General features: G+C 60.3%; 8 protein-coding genes. 2 read left to right on the forward strand and 6 right to left on the reverse strand.

The annotated features are described in order from the left end of the window. The first annotated feature begins 143 nt into the window (after positions 1 to 143). The gene (locus ACWIKB_RS14495; protein ID WP_475267634.1) at positions 144 to 1,475 is read left to right on the forward strand and encodes a DUF58 domain-containing protein; all 1,332 of its coding nucleotides are present in this window, start codon (positions 144 to 146) and stop codon (positions 1,473 to 1,475) included. 5 nt (positions 1,476 to 1,480) lie between these two features. Here ACWIKB_RS14495 and ACWIKB_RS14500 read toward each other — a convergent pair whose 3' ends face one another. The 4 genes from ACWIKB_RS14500 to ACWIKB_RS14515 all read right to left on the reverse strand — a co-directional run bounded on the left by ACWIKB_RS14500 (position 1,481) and on the right by ACWIKB_RS14515 (position 16,814). After that, positions 1,481 to 5,797: an Ig-like domain-containing protein gene (locus tag ACWIKB_RS14500; RefSeq protein ID WP_475267635.1), complete on the reverse strand. Its 4,317-nt coding sequence runs from the start codon at positions 5,795 to 5,797 to the stop codon at positions 1,481 to 1,483. Beyond that, positions 5,790 to 9,881 (reverse strand): Tc toxin subunit A-related protein, encoded by a 4,092-nt coding sequence (locus ACWIKB_RS14505; RefSeq protein ID WP_475267637.1) that lies wholly within the window; start codon positions 9,879 to 9,881, stop codon positions 5,790 to 5,792. Before ACWIKB_RS14505 ends, ACWIKB_RS14500 begins: the two co-directional genes overlap by 8 nt. A 48-nt stretch (positions 9,882 to 9,929) precedes the next feature. Next, on the reverse strand, positions 9,930 to 13,532 hold the full coding sequence (locus ACWIKB_RS14510; RefSeq protein WP_475267638.1) for a Tc toxin subunit A: 3,603 nt from the start codon (positions 13,530 to 13,532) through the stop codon (positions 9,930 to 9,932). A 138-nt stretch (positions 13,533 to 13,670) separates the two neighbouring features. Continuing rightward, positions 13,671 to 16,814, reverse strand: a complete 3,144-nt coding sequence (locus ACWIKB_RS14515) for an Ig-like domain-containing protein (protein ID WP_475267639.1) — start codon at positions 16,812 to 16,814, stop codon at positions 13,671 to 13,673. 457 nt (positions 16,815 to 17,271) lie between these two features. Between ACWIKB_RS14515 and ACWIKB_RS14520 the strand changes: the two genes are divergently transcribed. After that, the gene (locus ACWIKB_RS14520; protein WP_475267641.1) at positions 17,272 to 17,637 is read left to right on the forward strand and encodes a DUF6124 family protein; all 366 of its coding nucleotides are present in this window, start codon (positions 17,272 to 17,274) and stop codon (positions 17,635 to 17,637) included. Positions 17,638 to 17,751: 114 nt separating this feature from the next. Here ACWIKB_RS14520 and ACWIKB_RS14525 read toward each other — a convergent pair whose 3' ends face one another. Both ACWIKB_RS14525 and ACWIKB_RS14530 read right to left on the reverse strand, forming a co-directional pair. After that, the gene (locus ACWIKB_RS14525; protein ID WP_475267642.1) at positions 17,752 to 18,111 is read right to left on the reverse strand and encodes a PilZ domain-containing protein; all 360 of its coding nucleotides are present in this window, start codon (positions 18,109 to 18,111) and stop codon (positions 17,752 to 17,754) included. 249 nt (positions 18,112 to 18,360) lie between these two features. Then, positions 18,361 to 18,747: a tetratricopeptide repeat protein gene (locus ACWIKB_RS14530; protein ID WP_475267644.1), complete on the reverse strand. Its 387-nt coding sequence runs from the start codon at positions 18,745 to 18,747 to the stop codon at positions 18,361 to 18,363. Positions 18,748 to 18,787: the final 40 nt, after the last annotated feature.

The raw sequence follows: 18,787 nt of genomic DNA on the forward strand, positions 1-18,787 counted from the left end.
GCCGCCATGTACATAACCCTTGTGGCGAGGGAGCTTGCTCCCGCTGGGCTGCGAAGCGGCCGCAAAATTTCAGGTTCAGCAGATTTACGACTGCTGCGCAGCCGAACGGGAGCAAGCTCCCTCGCCACAGAAAGCCCGCGCCTATGAAGCCTTCTCGCCTCTTGCTGATCTGGCTATCCGTCCTGCTCGCCCTGGGCATCGCGCTGGGAACACTGCGGGCGCTCGACATTGCGCTGCCGAAAAACCTGCAATCGATCAGTTGGGCGTTGTTGCTCGCGCTGCTGGTACTGGCGGTCTACGACGCCATCCGTCTCAAGCGCCTGCCTTCGCCGCGCCTCAAACGGTTAATGCCGGGCAGTCTGGCACTGGGGCGCTGGGGCGAAGTGCAGTTAGAAGTTGAACATGATTTTGCCCAGCCGCTGAATGTAAACATTTTCGATCACGCCCCCGACGGGCTGAGCGTCGAACACCTGCCGCAAACCGTCGAACTGCAACCCGGCCAGCGCAGCCTGATCCGCTATCGCCTGCGGCCCCTGCGCCGAGGGTACTTCGCTTTCGAACACTGCGAAATCAACCTGCCGAGCCCATTGGGTCTGTGGTCCGACAAACGCTTGCTGGCCGTGAGCGACAGCACCCGCGTCTACCCGGACTTCGCCCGGCTCTACGGCGGCCAGTTACTGGCGGTGGACTACTGGCTCAGCCAACTCGGCGTACGCCAGCGCCAGCGCCGTGGGCTGGGGCTGGAGTTTCACCAATTACGTGAATTCCGTGAAGGCGACAGCCTGCGGCAGATCGACTGGAAAGCCACCGCCCGCCAGCGCACGCCGATTGCCCGGGAGTACCAGGACGAACGCGACCAGCAGATCATTTTCATGCTCGATTGCGGCCGCAGCATGCGCAGCCAGGACGATGAGCTGACGCACTTCGACCACGCACTCAACGCTTGCCTGCTGCTTAGCTACGTGGCGTTGCGCCAGGGTGATGCCGTGGGTCTGTGCACCTTTGCCAGTGACCGGCAACACTACCTGGCACCGGTCAAAGGTGGTGGGCAACTCAATGTGTTACTCAACGGTGTTTACGATCTGGAAAGCACCCAGCGCCCCGCTGATTATCAGGCCGCCGCCAACCAATTATTGGTCCGGCAGAATCGCCGATCGCTGGTGGTGCTGATGACTAACCTGAGGGACGACGACGATGACGAACTGCTGACCGCCGTCAAACGCCTGGGCACCCATCATCGGGTACTGATCGCCACCCTGCGTGAGCAGGTGCTCGACACTTTGCGACAGGCCCCCGTGCAAACCCTGAACGAAGCACTGGCTTACTGTGGAACCGTCGAATACTTGAATGCACGGGCCGAACGCCACGAGCGATTGAGTGCTCATGGCGTTGCGGTGCTGGATGTCCCGCCCGGCGAGCTCGGCGCGGCGCTGGTCACGCGCTATTTAAGCTTGAAAAAAGCCGGCGCCCTATAGCGACGCTATTGCACTATGAGCGTCGTCGACGTCGTTACCGTACCCACGGGATTGTTAACTGTTGCCGCAATTGCAACATTGCGAACCGCCAAGCTGCTCTGATAGACCCATTTAGCCCACCCCTGCCCGTCGCTGTAGGTCTGACCCAGAGCGTTGCCATCGGCCGCCCACATCACCAGGATACCTTCTAACGGTGTCACCCCATTCTTGACCACTTGAACCCTGATCGTAGACATGGAGCCAGCCCGAATAATGGCGGGCAACGCGTAAATGCTGCGCAGCAGCACACTGGGCAACTGTTCCACAGTAATGCGCTGGGTCTTGGCCCCTGGAAGGCCAGACGCTAGCGAAGCCACCAGATCAAACTCACCGGCGGCAGGTGTTACGAAAGTCATCTCTGCCATGCCAGTGATGTCGGAAAAGGATTCGGATAGCGACTGCCCCGCAAACATCCAGCTGACCCGGATGCCCTGCAACGGCTTGCCACCGTCCGACGCAAGTACCCTGGCCCCGGCGCGGACCGTATAACCGGTAAAACTCTGGGTTCTGTCACAGGTAAGGGCGTCGATGACCGGCACCACCACCTGATTCAGCGCCAGCAGCGCCATGTCCCAACCACCCTCACCGCCCTCCACCATAGCCACCAGCGTACTCTCCTGCTCGGCGGACAGCGTAAAGCCCAACCAGGCAAACCCGTCTGCATCGGTCAAACCGGACGGCAAGCGTGAACCGTTCAACTCCCACATCACACTCACGCCTTGCAGCGGTTCGCCGGTGCGGCTGGAGGCCACCTTGACCCGTACGCGCGCAGGCTCCTGCTCCGTGCCGGCCACTTCAATCAACTCAACGATTTTGCGCGGTTCATTCAGGGTGAAACCCAAGGTCGTCGACTCCGAGTACAGCGCATCTCCCACCGTCGCCGTCAGCTGCGCCGCGCCCGGCTGCGTCGGGATGAAATTGATCTTCGCCACGCCATAGAAATCCGTTACCGACGTCACCGTACCCAGATCCGGGCTACGCCAGGTCACGGTCAAACCCGCCATCGGTTTGCCGCTGATCGCCGACACTACCGTGACCTGTTCCATCAGCGTCTGCCCCCAATCCAGTGTCTGGGTCACACGGTTGCCTACCCGGAACTTGACCACCTGCATCCCTGACCCGAGCGACATCGCATTAGCCGGTGACAACCGGGCGAGCCGGCCGGCGGACAGGCGCAGGGCAAATGCACCGTCCTTCACATCGCCGACCACAAAGCCGTAGTGCAGGCCGATGCTGGAAAACCAGCGCGGCGTCCCGAGCGCGTTCATTGGATCAAAACGAATCCCCAGCTCCGCCGGCCCGGTGCCGGTCAACCCCAGCACCAGTTCCTGACCGAACAAAGGACTGTTGTCGGCCGCCATGACCTCAATCACGTGATTGCCTTTGCGTCGCGGGAAACAGGTTTTTTTGCCCCAGGGTTCTGGCGGCAGACCGTCAAAGCTGACCGTCACCCCCTCCCACGGATCGCTCGCCAGCACAGTGACCATCATCGAGCGTTTGTCTTCGTAACCGTCGTAAGGGCTGACGAGCACAGCCTCTATCGGCTGCTGCCGCACGACCGTGGGCGCGAAGGCGAAACCGGACCAACCTTCAGCGTCGGTTTTCACCTCAACGGATTGCTCGCCGGCAAGCCATTTCACGCTGACCTGTTCAACCGCGCGCTCGGTGAAATGGGAAAAAGCCCGGATCCACGTCCAGGCTGGCTCCTGGCCTACCACCGGGTCCACTGCCGCCTCACGCCAAGCCTCAATCCTGACTTTGTTGTGCGCCAGGATCATTGAGTTGGCTGCCGCTTTCAGTCCCAACTGCGGCAGTTCCAGCGCCAGGGCAAATGTGCCCGGCGCCGCACTGGCGGTGAAGTCCAGGAACCAGCGCGTGCCGCCGTCGCCGATCACCTGCGACTGCGTCAAAGGCGGATTGACGCTCGCACCCAATTGCTCAGGCGACGTTCCTGTCCATGACAGCGTCGTCGAAAGCCCCACCAGCGGACTCAACGCATGGGGCAAAAGACTGAAACGGTGCACGGCCCCCAGACACGGATAGAGCGCCTGATCACCAGGCACCGCTGAGACCTGATCCAGTGTCAGACTCGCATCCTCGGCAAGATCGGGAGCGATCAGACGCCCGAACAAATCCCGATCCGAGGCCAATCGCGCACTGCTCAATGTCAGCTCAAAAAGACTGCTGAGACTGGTTGGAAGCGAAGACGTCAACGTCCACTCCAGCCCCGTGGCGGTCAGTGTTCTGGGCGTTCCGATGTCGTTCGCCACCAACCCGATGGTCGGTGGCGTACCGCGCCAGTTCAGTGTTACAGCCTGGCCAATCAAGGTACTGCCCGCCAACGGCTCGATTTTCAATTGATGAGAGCGACCACGCCAGCAGAGCATGCCCAGCACCACCCGATCGACTTCCACGTTATCCAGCAGGATCCTGACCTCACTCTTCCATGGATTGGAGGCCAAGGCTTTGACATTAAAGACATGCTCAACCGCCACGGCCTCTTCATGCGCACGGACACGGGCGATGACGACCAGATCCCCGGCGTTCTTGGGCGAGTACTGCAAACTGGCCCAACCACCGGCCCCGGTGGTGACCGTCGGCATCCGGCCCTCAGGGGTTATCCAGTCGACCAGGGCATTGACGACCGGGTCGCCGTCGCCACTGACCAGCACATGCACCACCTGAATCCGCAGTAGCACGTTTTCGTTTTCATCCACCACCGGAAACTTGTTGGCCCCACGCCACTCGCCGATGCGCACCAGATTGCGTGCCAGCGACATGGTTTTTTTCGGCGACGGCAACAACAACTTCGAGCAGACCAGCGACAGTTCGAATCGGCCGTCGAGACGATCCTCGCTGGTCAGTGTCCAGAGCAGGTCGCGGCCATCGACCGGCACCGCCGATTCCAGCGCCGGGCTGACGGCTACGCCCAATTGTTCGGCGGAATCGCCACTCCAGCGCAGTCGCATCTCGCTACCCGACAACGAATGGTCGGCCGGCAGCCTCACCTGGAGCGGATAACCGGTGCCGCGATTGGGGTAGCCGGTCTTGTCCTCCCAGCGTGTCTCGATGCCTTCGATAACAGACAGCAACGTCTTCCACGGATCGGTCGCCAACACCCGCACCGGCAGAGTTGTTGAAACAACACCGGTGGCGTAATAGGGACTGGCGACCGTCGCTTCGATGGCGAAATCCCCCGCAGCCGTCGGCACATACTCGAAGTACGCCCAGCCATCCTCGTCCGTCAGGGAGGCAGCTTTGACACCCTGTCCGGCCACCGTCCAGCTCACCGTGCGCGCGTCGAGTGTCTGGCCTGTGTAAAACGACGCCACCTGAACCCCCAGGCGCACGGTTTGCCCGTACTCCAACACCGGGTAATAAGCAGCCTCCAGCTCAGTTCGGAACACCAGACGGTGGTGCCCCAGCGACACCGCGATAGGGAAAGGCTCGGCGGTGTACTGGTTGACCAACTGCATCTTGAACAGATGCGGGCCTTGATCATCGAGCCACGGCGTTTCAAGCGTCCACGCTGATTCCAGCGGATGATCGACTCCCCAGTCCGGATCCGAACGAACGGCCTCCTGCGGGTTGTCCTCAATGGTCAAGGCCGCTTGGGTGCCTAGCCAGGGATGGCCCGGCACCGGCACACACACCAGACGATGTGGCGAAATGATGGGCGCCCCCAGGCACAACGGAAGAACGCCAGTCGCCGGCAACAACTCGTCATCCAGCTTCAGCGTTTGCAGCACCATCGGCGGCAAATGCAGGGCCAGGTGTATACGGGTGATGCACACTGCCACATTGCCGATTTCACCGATCGGGCTGAACACCCTCACGCGAATCCGGTCCTGGCTTTGCAGCGGCAGATTCAGCGGCACTTCGTACTCGATCGGCAAAAACTCCAGCGGTTGCCCGTCCAGCAGACATGCCCGGTCGTCTTCCTCACTGCGCGCCTGACCCACCCGCAAAGCAATTTCCTGATTTTTCTCGGGCTGGTCGACCATCTCGATCAACACCCGGCCCACCCCGATGTACCGCACCTCGCACAGAAAGCTGAGCACATATCGGACATCGGAACCCAGTGCCTTGGGAGCCACGATCACCTGACTGACCGAAGCGCCGTTACCGATCCGCAGGAAACGGGTCATCTGCCCCTGATAGAGCTCCTCGGCCAAACCGACCTCTCGCGTATTGGCCGGATGCTTCGTCCAGTTGTCGACGGCCTGGCTGAAATCACCATTGACCACCAGGTTCTGATTAGCCTGAACGACGGGATCACGCATGACCGCTTTCTCCTCTGCCTACACGTTTCAGTTCGGGCGTTTCAGCCATGTTCACGAGGTTTTCGACGGCGAGCCTGAAGCTCGGCTCGCCGCCCTTGGCTGTGTAGCGGATACGCACAATCACATCGGTCAAAGAGCTCAGCATCGCGCTTTGCGGTTCTCTCTTCGGCCAGGGGAAATTCAGCTGCCAGCGCGACACAGCCCCCGTGTTCTCAAACGGATTGAGCAAGCCTTCATCAGGTTTGATGGCCGTCATGCCGTTGTCGGCAATGCCCACCGACAACGCGATCTGTTGCCCGCTGCGCAGGTTGAACAGCACGTCGGCCGGAGCCACCGCATCATCAGGCCAGAGCAAGTATTCGACCGAATGCGCTGACGCTTTGGTGGCGGTCATGCTGCCAATCTGCTGCAAGTTAGCGCGCACATCCTCGTAAGGTCCGACCAGCACCGGCAGATCGACCTCGACTGAATTGATCAGCCGGCAGTAGTCGCCGGGGTGCTCGCGATCAAACAGCAACTGCGTCAGCTTGAACTCCAGAACGCCGGTGTCTTGCAACTTCGCCAGTGCCGCACTCCAGTCGACATGCACCGATTGTGGATCGCTGGCGTCGTCGAACAACCTCCGCAGGGAAACGGTCTTGACCCGTTCCAGCCGACGCTCATGACTTTGTAAATGCCTGCGTTCCATGCGCAACAGGTATTCGCGCAATTGTTCACCGGCCGTCAATCCATAACGGTTGTCGAGCCACACCTGGGGCATGGCAGGGGCTGAGTCGTAATCGCCGGTTTCAGCGCTCAGCGAAGCCTGGGCACTGAGGCAAAGGCTGACCACCGCGTCGTAAGCCTGGTAGTGCAAGGCCTTGAGCTGCCCCAGCAGCCAGCCGAACAGTTCAGCATTGGTCGCGCGTTTTTGCAGGAAGTTGTACACCGTCAGCGCCTGAGCAGTGCTTCGCAGCGTCTGATCGAGGCTCGCCCCGGCCGCGTCTACCGCGATCCGCTGCGCGGTAATCTGCTCATCGATGGCCAGCGTCTCCGCCAGGGCCTGATTGCGTTGCAACTCCCATTCGCGACGGCGCAGGCGATAGCTTTCAGTGACGGCTTGCTTGTCGGCATCTATTTGCACCGCTGCCGAAGCGAGTTCCAGGCCATAACCCACGGCGTAGGCAATGGAGCCAGGGCGGTGGCCGCCATTGGCCATGCCAAAAATGTTCGGAATGGCGTCGATCGCCGCCCCCACGGTCTGAAGCGCCGTCGACGCCACGTGCAGTTTTTTGGCCGTGTGCAGACTTTCCATGACCTCGTATTCCACCGCGCTGACGTTTTCGTCATACCAGCGGGCATAGGTGTCGGCACGCTCCTGCACCGCGGCGCGGCTTTGGCGCAACGCCGTCACATTTGCCTCCAGTTGGGCAATGCTCTGCTCCTGGACCGTGCGCGCATAATCCCCCAGTTCCACCAGGTGGCTCTGTTGCATCTCCTCCTGCTCGGCCCGGTCCCGTTGTTCAAGCAGGCGCAACACTTGGTTGCCGTAGTCTTGCAATGCCTGCACAGCGCGTACCGCAACCTCGAATGTCACACGCCAATGAAAGGCGCCCACCACCAGACGTCCGCCCATCGGGCGTGGTCCGCCGACGCCACCGGCCGCCAGGTCCCGTAACAATTGGTTCGGATCGGTCGGCGGGCTGAACAGTGGAATATTCAGCGGTTTGCCATCAAGGGTCAGGTTGTTGCGCAGGTTATTCAAACGCCGGCCCGGCAGGTCGAACATATCGAGCAACTGCTCGTTGATCGGCAGTTTGAACGGTTCGTTGGCCAGCAGGCCGAGCAGGGGTGCCGCCGACGCCGAAGGCGGAATATCGGCCAGGGAAACATCGAGGGTTTTCTCGAACTGCTCCAGCGTCGGGCGCGTGCTGGTGGAGGTCAGCAACTGTTCGACCGTTATTGTTTCCCAACTCGTTACCGTCCGCGCCACCGGTGGTTTGCCCATGAGAAATTCGGCCTGCACATAGCACAGCTTGGCCGCCACCAGACTGTCCCGGGTGAGTTGGCGGTAATACCAGTCGCCCCACGCAATCAGGTTTTTCACGTACTCGATGAACACCAGAATCCGCAGATGCCGGGGCGCCGAGTAGCCGATGGCATCCGGGTCGACCGGCAACTGGGTTTCACAGCCCAGGTTACCGTCGCTGACCAGAGGCCGACAGCGCCAATAACCCGGTTTGTCAGAGGTTTTCGGCGGATTGGATGCCGCGTCTGCCGGGGCACGCGGGTCGAACAGGTAATGCAACCAGTTCTGCGCTTCCTGATATCGATCCTCGGCGCGCAAACGCGTGGCGACCAGATGCGGCAGGTGAAACGACAGTTCCCAGAAGTACAAACCGTTGGCACCGTTGTAGGCACCGTTCGGCTCGTCGAGGGCGGCGGAATCAGGCGGCGGCTCCACAAGGAACTGCGTGTCCCAGTCCAGCACCGCATCCACCGAGATATTGGCGCGCTGCACCAGTTCCGGGCCGAACAATGAATTGAGGCGGGCATGGGCCAGCGTACCGGGCTGTTTGAAGGCGATGAATTGCGCGGCGTTGGCGGTGTTTTTTTCCAGGGTTGGTGGAATGAACCGGGGAAGGCCGCTCATTGCCAGGGCAAATCTCGTGGTGCCATAGGCCGTGGTGCCACTCAATGTGAACTGTACATTGGCGGTAAAACCACCCGCTGTCCGTTCGAGCACCATCCAGGGCGTCGCCCAACCGCCGGCACTCGAAGCGGTCAGGTTGACCGGGCTCGGATCACCGGTGGCTCCATTGAGCAACGTCAACGTGAATTGGGCGGGAGCAGGGGTCAGCGAAGTGGGCCTGCACACCCCTCTGACCACCAACCGATCCTTGTCGCTGCCGCTGATAAACAACACCTGCAAACCGTAATAGCTTGTCAATGAGCCCGCATTAGTGACTTCAGCGCTGACATTCGGCTGGTTCTGCGCGAACAGCGGGTGCTGCACGGTCAAGGCATCGGTAAAGCGATAAAGCCCCAGGTAAGTCAGCCAGGTACCGTCGTCTTCCGGCACGGGACGCATCAGCACGTCGCGCGTCACGCGGACGTCTGAGTTGCTGTCTTGGCACATCAGCATGACGCCCAGCGTGCCTTTGGGCTGACGCCCATCGACTGCGATCGTGGCGATCAACCGGCACTTGCCGGACAAATTCTGCGAAGGCTCGCCTGTATGCAGATTCAGCGGTGCCGACCACTGGCCGTTCTGGGTCATGAAGGCCAGATTGATCTCCAGCTTGTACGGCAAGCGCACGATTGGCTGGTTGTCGATCACCTCGACAATCCAGTCTCGCCACTGCGCCCACACCACACACAAGCGCCCGCTCCAAAACACCGGGCGAATGTCCAGCACCGTATCGCCCGTGCCGATCTCCACCGGTTGCCACTCCCCCCACGCCACCGGGTTGATGGCTTTGCAGCCAGGCACCAATTCGATCTCGGCCTTGCGCCAGAAGTACTGGAACGGTGGCACACGCTGACGGCCGATAAAGTAATAATCGGCGCGACTGGGCGTGGCGCCGTCCATGTAACTGCTGAGCACGTCCAGGTTGCAGGTTTGCTCGAAGGCTTGCAGGTAATTTTGCAAGGCCCGTTGCACCGAGTCGCTGTTGAGGCGCGTCTGGTTCAGATCGTTTTCCAGCGCCTTGAACAGGCCGGTCTTGCGCTGGCGCACAAACGGGTTGATGAAGTTCTCCGGGTAGACCCCGATTTGTGTCACCGCCGCCCAGTCCGGGTAGTTGCTGTACAGCTCCCAGAGTGTGAGATCTTGCGGGTTGAACACTTCCTCGTCATACCCGGGCTCCAGCTTGCGATAGGCCGCATGGATGAATTGTTGGGCGCAACTGGTCGCCTCGGCCACCCAGGAACTCTGTACCGGATAACTGTCCAGCGGATCCAGGCGCAGGAGTTCGAACAGATCCCCCGGCGTCCTCAGGAAGTTGAACTTGCCATCGCCGGTTTTGCCGACTTGTCCGATGCAATACTCGACCAGTGCCGAACGACGCTTTTCAAGCAGACCGCTGATGTTGTGCTGTGTCATGTGCCTTGCTCCTGTGCCCGTCGGGCGCAAACCGTCGTCCAGCCGTCGTCATTCGACGCCTGGGCCGGCAAATCTGATGGGGTCGAACACCACGGAAGCCTCTGCGCTTTCGATCAGCACCTTGACGGTGAAACGTCCACCGTCGGCGCTGGAGACAAAGGCCCGCGCCAGGCCCTCCTGATTGCTGCGCCCCTGTGCCGGTCGGATTGTCGCGGAGCCTGTCGTACCGCTGAACGGCTCCACAGACCAGCGCACCAACTGGTCTTTACCAAAGTTGTCGTAACGGTCCGTCAGGGTGCCGTAAAACTCGACTTCCCGGCCTGCCGGCACCGGCTCCGTCGGCACCAGAGACTTGGATGCCGACTGCATCGTCAGGGTGTTGACGTCGGCGATGACGCTGATGGTCGGGGCATACACGGGCTCCATCAGATCCAGCCAGAACAGCGGAGCCTCCGTCCCCATGACCTTGCCCGCATACGCGGCCTTGACCTGGCCTCTTTCGTCGGTCGCCTGCGTCGCCAACGTGCCGAGGCTGGCCTGCCAGTAAACATTCACATGCGGCACAGCGGTGCCGGCGGGGTCCCTGAGCGTCACGGTAAACATGATCGTGTCGCCCGGTTTGTTGGCGACCACCTCGGTCTTGTCCTCGGTGCAGGTCAGCGTGACAATGGGCTCGGGCACCTCGTCGTGGTAAGCCGCCACCGGAGCTCTGGTTTCGGTGAGGCTGAGCAAGGCACTTTCAGCGGCGAGCCGGTACGCCTCTTTATTGACCGTCTCATTGACCGTCAATGGCAGATTGCCCACCCGGAAGATCGTCAAGGCGTCCATGCCGGTGTGCCGGGACAGCACCCGGATGCGCATCAACAGATCCAGTTGGGTCAGGTTTTTCACCAGGCGCTTGTCGGGGTCGATATGCGTGACGCACGCCCGTACTTCCTCAACGCTCCAGTCGAAAAACACGGCCAGGCGAATCGAGGCCGCCTTCTGCGCAATCCCCAGTGCTTCTTCGGAAATCGGATCTGGAAGTGCGTTGACCTCGCGCAGGTAATCCAGCAGTTTTCCGGCCGGTTGCTCCCCGAGTTCAAACGCTCGGGTCAGCGCCGTCAGGTAGTAAAGGGTGCGCACCGAAAAAGCAATCCGGTCGTCCTGCCCCAGCCACGCCGTGTAGCCATATTGCAGATAGTCCTGCAGCAGCGTGGCACTCAAGTCGAGTTGCAATACGACGTTGCTGCGTCTGCGCACATCGGCCAGCAAGGTGAGCGCGGGATCCGGCTCGTCACTCAACGTGCCCGCCAACTCGCGCACGTCAGTTTTCTGCACCTGGCGCAGCAATTGGTAAACCGAGCTGTTGGCCCAGATCAGCACATGGGATACACACTCGGCATCAAGGCCGGTGTAGACCGCCAGCGACTCCTTGACCACCGACGCCTGGGCATCCCGGGCTTGCAACAGTACCGTGAGCATTCTTTGGACAATGACCGCACGCACCGAGGCGTCGTCTTCACCCAGGCCATCGCGAACCGCTTTATCCAGTTCTTCGCGGGCGAACGTCAGGTACTCGGCTTCAGTGCCGGCAAAATCCATCACCAGTCCCGAGGGGTCGATCAGTATCGTCAACAAGTCCAGCCAGTCGGAGCCCACCAGCGGCGGCACCCCCACCATCAGCAGCGAGGCGTTGGTCAGTAGTGCGGCCGGCAACAGATTGCCCGCCTGCTCGAACAACTGACGTTCCTTCTCGGAGGCCACAACCAAAGCCGCGGGTGGCGACACCTGTTGCAACATCCACAGCACCGGCAACTCGCGATCCCGGCACCAGCCCACGCACGAATGCAGGGCATAAATGAGGTTCAATACATCGGGAACGGTATCGCTGCCAGGGGTCGCCTTGATCGTCGGGATGCCAGCCAGGCCATGGACCCAGTTTTCGCCACCCAACAAGGTCAGCATCAGCACGCCTTCGACCGGAGTGATGCCCAATAGACGCGGCAACTTCACCAACCGGTAGAACGCGGAAATGATCGCCGGGCTGCGCAGCAACGTGGTGGTGCGGTTATGCGCCGGGGCAATTGCCAGGGCCAGGTATTGGTAGGTCTTCAGGTCAATGCCCAGGCCGTTGCATAGGCGGTTGATCGTCAGATCCACGGCCCCTGGCGCCGGGATGATCGGGAACTCGGCGTTATCCAGCATCAGCGGTTCGCGATAGCCGCCCTGGTTATTGAACACCTGGTCGAACTGCGACAAGCCATCGCCCCGTCCGTAGATCGCAATCTCATCGATGAACGCCGCGAAGTCCTGCGCGGTGCAACCGTAGCGCTCGCGCAATGACTGAAACAGGCCCAAGGCATGAACCGTGGAATCGCTGATCCACCAGGTGTGTGCGGTGCCACGCTTTTCGGCCTTTATCGCCGCCACCAGCAACGCATCTACCTGTTCGCTGGGCAACTCCAGCCATTGATCCAGGCGCAGCTTGCGGTTCATCCGATCATAGCGGGCAAATGCAGTAGCCGGATCCGCAGTCAAGCGATGGAATGCCCCGCCCGTTGCGCTGTAACTGATGGTGACCGCCGGGGCGGTGGCGGAGTTAAGGTAAACCGAACCTGAACGCTCGCTTTCGCCAGTCGTCGATGGCGGCTGATACACCGTGACATTGGCCGAGCGGGTCGGGGCGAAATCACGCACCGACAGCAGCGCCTCGACGCCCCGGGCATCGAGCTTGGTACGCTCACCAAAAAACTGCACCTGATTCAGGTTGTTCCAGGACACACCCGCAGCGCCGAAATCGCGCAGGTAAAAGGTGTCCCGCCCGGCCTGGACCACCGCCGGCTCAGTCAACAACTGCCGCTGGTAAGGCCCCAACCTCGAGGCGTGGGCCAATGCTCGAGCGGCATCGTTGTCCCAGGCCTGGGGCTGGAGGAAATAGGGAGAGGACAAATCCACCGCATGGGCAAAGTTACCCACCGACATACCGTGATGACGAGCGACCGCATCCAGCGTGACCCAGTGCTGGTAATACGGCAGCCCATTGGGGTACCGGGCCACGATCATGGCTTGTTCCAGATCGGGTGCCGCATTCTCGCCTTTGATGAAGGCCTCCAGCACCGAGACGATGATGTCCACCGCCGACACCGATTGGTGCACCGCGTTGAAATCGATGCGCAAAGGCTTCAGATCTTTGCGACGCTCATGCAAAGGCAACTTTTGGTCCGAGCCGAACGGTTCGATGCGGTCGCGAATCCAGCGCAACAACTCGACCAGGTACGCCACGGGCGAGGTCACGGATTCCAGGGCATCGGGCGGGCACAATTGGTCAAAGTTGGGAGAGAACAAACGCTCATAACTGGGCCCCGGAACCAGTGACAACAGCCCGCTCGACGGCGTGCCGGCATGCTCCCCGGAGCCCGTCAGGCTGTGCTCGATAAACTGGCGGCGCACATACGCGGCCAGGCTGTTGGCCCGGCGCAAGAACTGCTGCGCCTCCTCACGGCCCAATCCATAATCGCGCACCAGCCCCTGCACGCCTTGCTCTACCAGGGGAAAGATCGATCCTTCCTGCTCGATGTAAGTCGACAGGCTGGCGTAGGTGTCGCGTTGTTCCTCGTCGAACACCTGTTCAAACAATTGTTGGATAGGACGATTTCGGGAGTTCGCCATGGCCAGGTTCCTTGATGGGTATAAGCACCCGAACCGCTGTCGGGACATTCATCTTGTAGTGCCAATCTGCGCGTGCGGGCTGGCGCCGTCTACTGTCATAAATGACAGTAGAGGCGACCATTTATCAGATGATGACCGTCAACGCGAAGATGGATCGAGGACTTCAAAACGGCCACTCTCGTTCCAGTCGGAAATCGTCGAGGCATCCGCCCCATCGACGATGGTCTGCTTGAACCGGCACCAATTGCCTCCCGCCGGCAGCGCCCGCACCGCCAGCCCTTGCCAGCCTTGCGCACCGACAGAAAGGTTTGGCGCCCATGGCTGTTCGGGGTTGAACCAGCTCACCAACTGGCCGGTGCCCGGTCGGCCCTGACCGCTAAAGCTCACCGGATCACTAACCCAGCGTCCCGCCTGCGGCGAATCGATGTTGGGCACATAGCTGCCGAGCACTACGGGCCGTCGGGCAGAACGATCGGACTCAAACCCGTCAAGCGCGGCCACCACGACCAGCACTTGCGCGCCACCGGGTTGAGTGAGCGTCGCTGGCACCGACCAGGTGCGGTCCTCCAGCACCGGAGCGCTGCCGAGCCTGGTCTCGCCCAAGAGAATGGTGACCGTGTCCCCCGGCACACCGAACCCGGACACCACGGTCGAACGGCCGATGTGCCCATCCTGGACTGGCGTTTCAATGTAGGGTGCGGCGGGTACCACGTTGCACGTCAACAGCGGGCTGTCGTTGGAAACTTCCTGTCCGATGGCTTGCCTGGCCCGCAACTTCGTCACCCCAACGGGCAATGTCACCGGGCCTTCCCAGCGGCCATCGGCGTTCACCGAGACGCCCCGGAACAAAAAGTCATCTCGACCTTCCAGCCACACCTCGACCGTCGCACCGGGCATGCCCTCGCCAGCAATGATCGAAACACGCGGCAAATCACCGCCCGGTTGTGGCGTCGTGAAGACCGGAGGCATCAGCACCATATAAAAAGCTACGGGTTCACTGCGCTCGGAAGGCCGACCGTCGAGTGTCTGCTGCGCATCCAGGATGCGCCGGCCAAACGCCTGGCCCTTGAGTTCGATAGACCACTCGCCATCGCTGGTCAGTGGCTTGGCTGCCCCCGCATTGATGCCGTCGATACGAAGCTGCATCGACGCTCCGAGCGTGCCTAGCTGACCGCGCACGGTCAGGTCGCGCTCCACTTCTATCTCACTCGTGGGATAGGTGATGATGGGCTTGAGCAGCGTCCTACTTACCTCGAACGTTCGCGTGGTTGGCGGTGAGGTTTGCTGCGCGGCGACCTGGGTGACGGTCACTGTATGGGTCACGTTGGGGGCGAATGAGCCGGCACGTCGAAAGGTCCAGGTGCCCACCGTCACAGTCGCCGTTTCAACCTTACTCGGGCTATCGCTGAAGATCAGGTTGACCACCGCCCCCGACCTCCAGCAGGTGCCCGAGATCGTGGGCGATAACTCGTTGTCCTCCAGTCTGGTGATCGGCGGTGCCAGCGGCGGGATCTTCACCACAATCCGGACCCATCGCTCAGAGTCACGTCCATTGAGACGTTGCTTCAAGTCAACGTTCTGGCTGAACGTCGGTCCCCATTCTTGCCGCGACTGGCTCGACCAGCGATTGCCCGACACTGAAGCATCCGGTGCCGCCTCGACCCCACCCTCTTTCTTGATCAGCACGGTGGCGCCGTTCAAGCCTGCCCCGGTGAATGTAGGCATGTAGCTATATTCATTGGGCCGGTCGGGCACAGGATCGGGCACCGGCTCTAGCTCCGGCGGGAGGATGGTGAATGTAAAGCCAAAGTCCTGCGAAGGGATCCAGCCGCCGGCATTGTCGGAAACCTTCTGGATCGCCGAGTAGGTGTAGGCTCCGGACGTCCAGGCAGTGGAGTTCACCTGCCATACACCGTTAGTTACCTCCACCTCTGACAACTTTTTGTCCGCCGGCCCACTGACGTAGGTGAGCGCGACGGTGGCTTCGCTGTAGCCCGCGCCGGAAAATCTTACGGCCTGGTTGGGCAACGGTTCCACGTTGACTTGGGTCAGTTTGGGTGGTCGGATTTTGAAGGCCCGCGGGACGCTGCGATCCGAGGTGTACGTGGAGTGTTTTTGCAGCACCGTCAGGCTTCGGGTACCAGGGATCAAACCGCTGATGGCAACGCTCCAACTGCCATTTGCCATTACTTTACTGGTGCCCACCTGGGTGCTTGTCAGATCCAGATATACAACAACGTCTGCATTGGCCAACCCGCCGGTGCCGCTCAGCAAAAAGGCAGTGTCTTGGTCAGCCGTGGTGCCGGTGATCGTCAAGGGGTACAGGCCAAAGGCAGAAATCACGGTGGCCCAGGTACGTGTCTTGCCATCCTTACGCTGTTTGGCCGTCAGCTGGAAAGCCCCCTGAGGCAAGTCCCGGGTGAGTGTTACTTTCCAGGTGTTATTCGCCAGTACGCTCGCCGTGCCGTAGACGGTTGTCCCATCTCCGCCCTTGTGAATATCGACCTGAGCGCCGGCAACGCCTGTGCCTGAAATCTCGGGTCTGGGGACTTTGACGAAACCATTGCCTGGCAGAGGGGTGATGATGGCGTTGGCGAGCAAGTAATAAATGAAAGGGGTGGAAGCATCGCTGGATTCCACGCCAGCCGGAAGCCACATTCTGATGATGATTTCGTTATTACCGTCGACCAGATCCTGCGTTAAAGGCAACGTCCAGGCGAGGTTGCTGTCGACAGCTCCCACATTGCTTAAAAAGATGGTCGACGACGGCGATACTTGCTTTACAGCCCTTACCAGCAAACCCGACAGGCCAGGGGCAGTGCCTGAGAGCACAGGCCTGACAACGTCCTGTGTCTGGCCCGAAACATGCGACTTGATGTAGGGCGGTGTTGCAATTTCAAACCAATCGGAATCGTACCAGTCAGACTCGGCGCCACCTTTGAGCTTGAACCGATAGAGCAAATAAGCCCTTGCACGATCCGGCACCCATGCGGGCATCGACATTGTAAATTGAGTAACAAATGGCACGACATTGGGTGTCAACCAAAGCAACTTTTCTCCGACAAAACGATTGGAGCCCTGACTGAAGACGTAGAGGTGCAACTTGACGGTTTCATCGTTCGGACTGTGATAGTTCGGCCCTATGACGGTGAAGTTGTTCCTTTCGACAAGAGCCCCCGGCCGTGGCGCATTGAGGGGCCGAATGTCGGCCTGGATGCCGGGAGTGTCGTTGGTGGTGTCGTTGCTATCAGTGGGCTCTGTCAGTTCGGTTGGGTCCGACATGTTTAAATCCTCCAACGTCAGGCATCAGGGGCCTGCGCATTGAAGTCATTTAAAGCCGAACAGGGTTTGCTCCGACACCTGTAATAACTGACAGTCCCGACGAATGGTCCTACGGACTTTTCCCACGCTTTTTGATGCCTACGAAGCCTTGCGCCTTTGCCTACAGCTACGCCAGAATCGGCCGGCTTGTGCACTTTTGGCCTGCCCCGTAATTTGATCCGTGTCGCTGATTGGCAGCGATCGGGTTTAGTCGCCCGGAAGGTTCCACGAATGTGCAAAGCAGGCCAGACGGTCGGGATGTCCCTATCCCACTTCCTGAACGTTATGGTGGCTGTGCACAGGGCGCCCTCGGGCGCGCCGGTTTTTCGTGGTCCTTCCGGTCGACTAACCTGTGCACAGCCGCCACCCCTTCGTTTAGTCGCGATTCGGTGGCAGCTTCATCAAAGGTAAAAAGACCATGTTCAAAGCCACACCCAATCCGCCGAAAACGGACTCGCTTTCGGCCACCCTCGATGCAAAAAAACTCCGCGAGGCCGCCGACCGCGCCCTCGACCACTACCTCAAGCCCAATGCCCACCACCTGCGCGCGCCAAAGGATCGAGCCATGAAAATGTTCGCCGTCGCCCCCCAAGCCAACGCCCAGGCCATCACCATCCAGACCTACGAAACCTTTTCTTCGGTCAGCATTTTGCTGCTCGACCTGGCCGAAAGCCTGGACAACAAGCCACGGCACCTGGCGATGGCGATTTATCAGTTGAGTGAGCTGGGGTTGTTGCTGGTAGAGAAGACACTTGAGAATGAGCCGGCGGTGAGTGCGACTTAGAGCAATATCAAAAAATCGCAGCCTTCGGCAGCTCCTACACAGACTGTGCTCACCACAATATGGTGGGGAACACCGATCCTGTAGGAGCTGCCGCAGGCTGCGATCTTTTGCTGTTCAGGCCGAAGCAGGCAACGGCTGAAAACTGAAGTACTGGCGCAACGCACTCACCAGTTGCCCGTATTCCGGCGGGGCCCGTTGCAGGCTGAAACCGGCGTCATAGTGGTGAGGGGTCGCGTCTTCATGGCACCACAAACAACTCGCCCGCAAATCGATGATCTGCATGCAGCCTTCGCTGGCGGGGATTTTCAGGCGTAAGTCAAAGTCAGCGCCAATCATCAGTGGCAACTGACTGATGAGCATCATCCCGTCTTCTGAAACATTGCCCAGAAAGCCAATGGGTTTGTCGGTGACGCTGTTGAACACTTTCAGAAAATACGGCAGCTGATGCCGCTCGATCCGGCGGTCGGTAAACATGCTGAATTCGCTACGCAAGGCCCTTAAGCAGAGCCGCACTAATGCTTCGGAACGGGCCTTCTTCTGTTCTATAAAAATAGAAAAGACACGCTCTCCCCGCTTCCGGTGTGACAGCCCATCCTAACGGCTGCCAACTTTTACTACTGCCCGTCGCAGGTGTTACCTCAGTTTAGAGGCAAGGCTCTAAACCGGTTTATTCGACTATAGCTCACCCTATACAACCGGCGAGACTTTGTATGAGGTCTATCATCAGAAGCGGGTCGGCCGCACCACAGCCGCTGCGCTGCGGGTCGGATAGTGGCCCAGTGACTCCAGGGTTTCCAGCCGCGCACGGGCACGGTAGGCATATTCACTGTCCGGGTACGACGCGATGATGTACTGGTAGGTTTGCGCAGCGTCGATAAACAGCTTCTGACGCTCCAGACACTGGCCACGCATCATCGACACTTCCGGCTGCACGTAACGGCGGGCGCGGCTGGCGCGGTCGACCTTGGACAGCTCGAGCATCACCTGCTCGCAATTGCCCCGGTCATAGGCGCTGTAGGCATTATTCAAATGATGGTTCATCGACCAACGGGTGCAGCCCGTGACACTAAGGGCACTGATGGCAAGGGCGGCAATGATCACGAATCGCATGAGGGTTCTCCTGTCTTGAGCTCTGTATCGACCCGTTGGC

This window comes from Pseudomonas sp. 5Vm1k (genome assembly GCF_056161485.1).